The organism is Actinoallomurus acaciae (genome assembly GCF_042429965.1).
Taxonomy (GTDB): Bacteria; Actinomycetota; Actinomycetes; order Streptosporangiales; family Streptosporangiaceae; genus Actinoallomurus; species Actinoallomurus acaciae.
In genome coordinates, this window is the sequence record NZ_JBHLZP010001000.1 from 1,515 (window position 1) to 1,830 (window position 316).

Sequence of the window (316 nt, forward strand, 5' to 3'; positions counted from 1 at the left end):
CGTGGTGACCGAGCCGATCCTGGCGACCGACACCAGCGGCGACCTGGTCCGGCGCCTCGCCGAGGCCGGCGCGCACCTGCTCGTCGCGACCATGGACGGCGTCGAGGAGGGTGAGCTCGAGCCGCGCCCGCAGCCCGTCGACGGCGTCTCGTACGCGTCCAAGCTCACGCCCGAGGACGCCCACGTCGACTGGACGCTGCCCGCCCAGCACGTCGACCGGCGCGTCCGCGCCTGCACGCCCGCGCCGGGGGCCTGGACCACGTTCCGCGGCGACCGGCTCAAGCTCGGCCCCGTACGCCCGGCGCCGGAGGCCGAG

1 protein-coding gene is annotated in these 316 nt (G+C 77.2%); it reads left to right on the top strand.

What is annotated here, in order from left to right:
* The coding region (locus tag ACFFNX_RS49825) for a methionyl-tRNA formyltransferase (RefSeq protein ID WP_378213491.1) at positions 1 to 316 on the top strand (316 nt) is incomplete at both ends.